Genomic DNA, 6,835 nt, shown 5'->3' with positions numbered 1-6,835 from the left:
CACTGATGATGATCGTCACCGTCTCATCGTCGGCGGCACAGCCGCCGCTGGCGGGGATGCCGTACGTAAAGGTGTAAACGCCAAGGCTGGCTCCGGTCGGATCAAAGGTGCCCGCAGCGGCCACGAATGTGCCGCCACTGGGGTTACCGACCCCGGCCGTCCAGCTGCCGCCGGCATCCTCGCCCGTCAGGCGAGCAAACAGGTCGATCACCGCATTGTCCGTCTCACAGATTTCTAAATCGCCCAGGGCCGTACCAGCCGTCAATTGGGTGCTGACCTCAATCGTTACCGTTGCCTCATCCGCCGCACAGCCACCGCTGGCCGCAATGCTGTAGGTGAAGGTATAGGTGCCTACGCCCGCACCGAGCAGGTTAAAGGTTCCCGTCAGGGCCGTGAAAATACCGCCGAGGGGATTACCGCCTCCCGCGGTCCAGGTACCGCCAGCGTCTTCGCCCGTCAGCAGGGTAGAAAGGTTGATTATTGCCAGGCTACCCACACAAACCGTGAGGGTCGGCTCCGGCGTACCCGCCGAGAGTTGCTCCGTGACGGTCACCGTAGCCGTAGACTCATCATCCGGACAGTCAGGTGCCGACACCGTGTAGGTGAAGGTGTAGGTACCCGGGGCTGCCATCGCAAAACTGACGTTATTACCGCTAATGGTCAGACCCGTAGGCCCGGTATTCTGCACCCAGGAGCCTCCCGCATCTTCCCCGTTGATGATGTCACGAAGGTTAAGGGAACCGGTCCCCTCGCAGATGGACGTTGACCCGTCACTACCCGCATCAGGCGGGTCCGGACAGTCCTGCTCGTACCCAAAATCAACGTCACATTCAAGCACCGAGGGGGTCGTAAAGGTGATTGGTTGCGATCCGGGGGTCGTAAGGGAAGTACCCACCGGAAGGTCGGACTGATCGACCTGAACCAAATAATTGAAGGGGCCACCACCGGGTTCTGTTCCGCTAATTTCCAGTCGGGCAGCACCGCTGGTGGAAGCATCGTGGGATACTACCTTAATCTCATCTCCGCTTACGTGGTCTACGATAAACACCAGTGCATCAGCGCCGTTGTTTTCATCCACCACCTCCTGGATAACGGAACTTAAATCAGGGGTCTGTTGATTCGTTTCCCCACCGTTCCAATCGATATCGTAGTTAACGAACTCCGTGGTGGTATTCCGATTGGAAATATCGTTGGTGGACGTACCAAAGGCCGCCGGATTGAGGGCATTATCCTGCGCACGAATCCGTACGGTCGCCTGATCTCCCTTTCCGCCCTCGCTATTGTCCCAGTACATGAAGGCACTGTTGATGGTTGCGTTCGCGGGGATATTGGTGTTCCGGAAGCGGAACCCTCCAACGCGGTCATCACCGCCACCAATCTTCACTTCAGCGTCGTTGCGGAAAACGTCCCCTGCTCCCTTGCCGGACGTCTCCTCAAAGGAATCATCGTTGTTGTTGTTGATGCGCTGATTGTACATGAAGGATTCTTCAAACTGCAGGTTCAGGCTGAAGTTATAATTACCGCTACCGTCGGTGGTGGCGGTCTGTACCGCCGGTCCGTCGGGCGTACCATCCATCGGAGCACTGTCCTCGAAAAGAAAGACGTCGATACCCGATTGTCCCGATTCGGGCCCCGTATTGAAGGTGCCGTTCCCGTTCAGATCCTCAAAGACGGTACCGTTGATGATCTGCTGCCCGGGGGTAGAAGATTCGACGGTGATTGTCGCCTGAGCACACAGGTTGTTACTGTTGCACGCCTGGTAAGTGGCCACGGCCGGTCCGGCCCAGGTACCGCTGAAGTTGGGGGTGAAGCGCACCTGCCCGCTGACCACCGCGAAGGTGCCCAAACTGGGCGTTGTGTTCGTCAGATTCTGGATGGTCAGCGGTGGGTTGTTGGTGAGATCAACGTCGTTGCTGAGCACGTCGATGTCGATGGAACTGGTCCCACAATCAATGGTCCCGGAATCATCCGCCGCCGTGACCGTGGCAATGCTCAGGCCACAACCCATGGGGCGGGTAGCCGAGCGCAGAACGGCATTGAGGTAGAAGCGATCCGCATCGATATCCCCGCCATGATCATGACCACCAAGGTAGTGGACATACCCTCCCGAAGCTGAGTTAAAGCCATCGATACGTCCGGCATAAGCTTTAAAATCATTGTCGCTGTCGTGCACGATTCGGGTACCACCTGGAGGGTCGGTTTGGAAAGCAAAATTTTCCAGAGAACCGCCTTCGTCCTCAATATCTCCCTCAAACTGAGCGGAGGGCTCCTGTGGGTTGTCGTATAAGAAGGTGCCCAATCCTGGTTCATCCACAAAGCCAGCATTGGTGAATACCCTGACCGAAGCATTTTCCTGGCCCTGAAAACCACGCACCCCGGCACACTGGGCGAAGAAGTTACCCCCATCACGGGTAAAAGCTTTGACTGCGTTTACCTGGGCAGTGCTGATGGCGTCATTATGAGGTACGGTAATGATGGTTACACAAGAATTAGCATTTACCGTAGTAAGGCTACCCTCTTGATAGTGCCCCGTTATTCCTCCCGTTGCGCCATTCGCATCTTCGGTTAGACCGGCAGCACTCAAAATACCCGTGTGAATGTCTGGGTTCTGATCCTCTTCCACAAACACAAAGGGTTTGTGCAGCAAATCGGAATTTACCTCTACGGTAGTCGCACTCTGAAGTTCGTACACCCGAATGTCGTTGCCAAAACTATTAATAACGGCCTGGGCATCGGCCTCAAAACCCGGAAAAATCGCAATAGGACCAGCCCGGAAATTACGGGTGGTGTAGCCCGAAGTTGTTGGATAACGACGACGGGCCGACGCGCTGAAGTCCACCCCCGTACGGCTGGTTTTGCCGGAATTGATGATCCACTTCAGGGGGATTTCGGCGTGCAGCAAATGCACTGCGAGACCGTAAGCTTGTCTAACCCGCGCGCTACTCCCATCCTGGAGGGCATCATCCATGGCGATGATCAGCGTTCCCGCCGGCAGGGTTTCCATCATCCGACGCCGGAAGGTGGGCGCGTGAGCGGGCGTTTCCAATTCAAGCATCAATCCGTCCAGCAGATTGTGGGCGTGATTGTGGTCCTGCGCGGATGCGGTTTCTTCCGGACAATCGTCCGGCGGAATCAGGGAAGTCTCTCCGGAGAACGCAGTGGACGTTGCTTCCGGGCAGTCCTCCGTCGGGTGGACATTATTGGACACCAGCGGCGAACTCACGAGAAGAATCAGCAGGAGGGTTACCAGGGCACCGAAAGGCGCGAAACCCCACCGGGAACTCTCCCGGCAAGGCGGTCTGGCAACGCGGGAAAAATGATCCGTTTGGTTGGACAGCGACTGGCTGCACCCCCGGGGCGTTGAATATTTTTTCACGGATTAAATGATTTGAAACACTTCCGAAATAGAGAGCACTGTGAGAGCAAAAGCAGTCAGAAAGCGTGTTTCAAATTGGCCTTTACTCCATTCAGCTGAATGCCACTTTGGGCATTACTAGGAATAAAGGTCGTCGCCCGATTCCGCCCTTTTTTTCGCTTTCCGATGAGTATCGACAATGGAAAAGTGAGCGGGGTGAATTAACCGATGTAACCAAAAATTGGAGCTTCAACCACGGTTTTTCGGGGTTAATCCGATTTGCACCCCAAAAATTTTCGTTCATCCGCTATACGGTGCGTTTATCCCGCCAGCCCGCATTTGGTCCGTTACTTCTGCGGCAATTCCGTTCTCGTGGAGATGAGCATTTGATTGACCCCGAGAATGAATGGGTTGCCGTTGCCCTTACCAGATTAGGGCAACGGGGTGCAGGTGCCAGGCCATACCCAATAAGCCGGCACCTGCCCCCCGGGCCCAAGGCAAATGCTCTACGGGGCGCGCGATTCCCGGCAATATCTACAAGGGAATACGCCCGTTTCACCCGGGGAAAGACCTCCCCGTTGGTCTCGGCAATGGATTAATAAATGGCGCCCACTTCGTCGAGTAGGCGGTTAGCGTTCTGCTCCAGTTTATTCTGGCGCCACTTCAGAATGGAGGGGGCGTTGAGTAACTCGAGTTTCGGACGATCATCCACCAGGACTTCGGCGCCGCTGAGGTCAATCGGGTCATCCTTTATGAGCCGGTCGTAGCCAAAGTCATCGTATGGAAACCATTCGTTGTACCGCAAATTGGCCATCTTTTCGCGGTAGTTCTGGGGAACCTGCGAGGCCACGAAGAAGATGTCCTTGGTCAGGGAGAGATCTTCCTTCCCCTGTTCCTTTGATTTGGGGGAATAGTAGCTGACGTTAAAGCCGGCTGCTTCCATCGTTTTGTACACCGATTTGGGGCCCTGGTTATACCGGGGCGAGTATAAATTCCCCTGGAAGTTGACGATGACCAGAGCATCCTCGGCGATGATTTTTTTCAACTCCTCGAAGCCCTCCAGGGAGAAAACGTGGGAAGGTTGCACTTCTCCGGATACCAGGTCAACGATGACCACGTCGTACTGCCGGTCAACGGTGCGGATGTAGTGTCGGGCATCATCGAAGATCAGCGATGAGGTAGACGGATCATAGTTGAAGTAATCCGTGGCGATTTCTTTCACGCGGGGGTCGAGCTCGACGATGTCCACCTCCAGGCCCATGGCCACCAATTCAAAGGCGATGCTGCCTCCTCCCATGCCCAGCAGGAGCGCCTTCGATCCGGCGGGCTTCATGCTGGCGTAGGCCGCCAGTTTATGGGGGTACGTCCACAGGGAAAGGGGTTCAAATCCGATTTGCGTGTAGGTCTGATCGATGCCGTTCAGCAGCAGTCGACGTTCCACCTGATCCGCGGCCTGCCCCGGGATATTGAAATAATCCACTACCGTCCACTCCCCGAGAATTCCCGTGGAGTGATACACGATTTTGGTGTTGCTGCTCGACTTATCCCCGGGCTGCAGGAGGACGCCAAGAATCACCAGAAAACCGGCCAGTTGTAGCAGTTGGTACTGTCGCCGCCGTAAAAAGTACACGCCGGCCAGCAATACCAATCCGCCCCCCAGGGCCAACGCCAGCACCCGGATACCCAGCGAGGGAATCAGGAGGAAGCCCCCCAGGAGGGTTCCCAAAATCCCCCCGACGGTAGAGATAGAGTACACCGTACCGGCGGCCTTACCGGAGCGGTAATCCGCACTGATGAGGTGGGTGATCATGGGCGACACCATGGCGAGTAGGATGACGGGAGGAAGCAAGTAGACCATGACCGCCAGGAGTGCTCCCAGTTGAACGTTTCCGACGTCCGTTGCCGGCAGCACCAGGGTACCCAGAACGGGACTCATGGCAATCAGAAAGCCGGCGCCCAGCAGGACGAGGAAGAGGGATCGTTCGAGTTGCTTTTTCCCGGTTAGTCGCCCACCGAGATAATATCCCAGCGAAAGCGCCAGCAGGGTAACCGCCAACACGGCACCCCAAACGTAGATGGACGTTCCGTAAAAGGGTCCGGTAATTTTTGCGCCCAGCAGTTCCGTAATCATCAAAGCACCGCCCTCCAGGAAGGAAATCCCCAGGAGGACGTTTGTGGACAGGGATCGCACGGCCGGACCACCAGCGGACAATTCTTCCTTCTCTGCGGCCGTCCCCTCGATGCGTTGTCGGAGAAAAAAGTAGACCAGTGCTCCGGCAAGCGCCATGAGCAGTGCCGCTGCCCCCAGGGTGAGCCGAATCCCCACGAAGGGAATCAGATAAAAGCTTACGGCCAGGGTAGCCAGGATTCCCCCAACCGTAGAAATGGCAAAGATGTTGCCGGTGGCGCGACCCGAAGGGAAGCCGGCCTGCTTAACGAGCTGAATCAGGAGCGGGGAGATCGCCCCCATACAAACGATGGGCGGGAGCAGAAAAAGCAGCGGCCCCACAATGACGGCCAGCGTAAGGGGTAGAGAGGAAACGAGGCGAAGCACCAGGTCAGCCAGGAAGGGTAACAGGAGCGTCAGTCCACTTCCCAGCAGAAAGAGCCTCAGTAACGAACGCGGAATGTCGGCCCGTTTGGAGAGGTGCCCCCCAAGGAAGTAACCCGCCGCCAGTGCGCCAACCGAAATACACAACACGGCCGCCCACACGAAAAGGGAAGAACCGTAGTAGGGAGCAATTATCTTGGCTCCGCTGAGCTCAACAACCATAACCAGGCCACCCTCCAGGAAGGAGATCAGCAGAATCAGGGGCAGCACCGCAGGTGCTGCGCGGAGGGCGAGCTGGGGGGAAGGTTGTTTTTTCACGGAGAACGCTTTGGCACCGGAATGATCGTTTGCGCTGGCCAGAGGCCAGCCTTACCGGGGGTGGATGACAATCAGTAACGGCGGATACAGGCTTCAAATATAGACACCACCTTCAACAATCAATTTACGCCAACTGCTCTTTCTAGGGGTAGGTGGAAAATTGTTTCAAAACGATGCGTTCATCCCGAAATAGATGCGTTCATCCCCCAAAACGGGGGTTTTGCCCTACTCCAAATAGCTTTTACCAACAAATTCCCTTTAATTACATCTGTTTTTACACACAATCTGATCAATTAGTATTTCGCCCCGTGCTGGTTTGGATTTCTTGATCCCGGGCATCGATCACTGGAACCTGTTCCTACGAACACCTATCGCAGGGAAAGGCCCCAGGAGTTTTCGCCCAGACCACTAGTGCCTAAGCAGTTCAGGGGGTTTCTGGTCCCGGTATCCTTCACCGATCTTACGGTGAATGCACCGAAGGTTTGCCATGGGGAGCCAAAGAAACTCAGCGGCTGCGACGGACGCGTGATGCGTTTATCTGAATTAGGTTGTGGTAGAACGATTTTTCGGCCAACGGGCCGAAATCGGCGCCCGTACGTCACTGCTTAGTG

The 6,835-nt window shown here is 56.0% G+C and carries 2 protein-coding genes; both read right to left on the bottom strand.

What is annotated here, in order from left to right; genetic code table 11:
* On the bottom strand, positions 1-3,376 hold a 3,376-nt coding region (locus tag E1J53_RS23175; protein WP_154640288.1), incomplete at its 3' end, for a hypothetical protein.
* A 574-nt stretch (positions 3,377-3,950) separates the two neighbouring features.
* Positions 3,951-6,224, bottom strand: a complete 2,274-nt coding sequence (locus E1J53_RS23170) for a fused MFS/spermidine synthase (RefSeq protein ID WP_134274758.1) — start codon at positions 6,222-6,224, stop codon at positions 3,951-3,953.
* Positions 6,225-6,835 lie beyond the last annotated feature (611 nt).

It is taken from the genome of Lewinella sp. W8, from assembly GCF_004375085.3.
Classification (GTDB): domain Bacteria; phylum Bacteroidota; class Bacteroidia; order Chitinophagales; family Saprospiraceae; genus Neolewinella.
Note: the sequence above shows the minus strand (reverse complement) of the source record. Positions and strands in the feature narration are given on the sequence as shown.